Raw genomic sequence first — 223 nt, 5'->3', positions numbered from 1 at the left:
AAGCAATCCGACGATAGCGGGCACAATTCTGTGTTTGAAAGTTACGGACGTTTCCAGTGGGACGAGGAAGGAAAACCTTTTACCCAATTGCGGCTGGAACAGTTACGAAACCACAGCAAAGTCGGCACTGCCAAAACTAACTGTATCCGGCTTCGTCCGGGCAAAATTTTTACCCTGCAATCCCATCCAATAGAGGCCATGAACGACCGCTGGCAGGTGATCT

Annotated in this window: 1 protein-coding gene; it reads left to right on the top strand. The window is 49.8% G+C overall.

Annotated features, from left to right (window positions below; genetic code table 11):
- Positions 1 to 223, top strand: a 223-nt coding sequence (locus tag ACGF5R_RS25110; protein WP_387693383.1) for a contractile injection system protein, VgrG/Pvc8 family, incomplete at both ends; no start/stop codon positions are given.

The sequence above is a fragment of the Photorhabdus sp. RM71S genome (assembly GCF_042879355.1).
Lineage (GTDB): Bacteria > Pseudomonadota > Gammaproteobacteria > Enterobacterales > Enterobacteriaceae > Photorhabdus > Photorhabdus kayaii.
The sequence above is the reverse complement of the archived record's forward strand: the minus strand, read 5'-3'. Positions and strand labels throughout refer to the sequence as shown.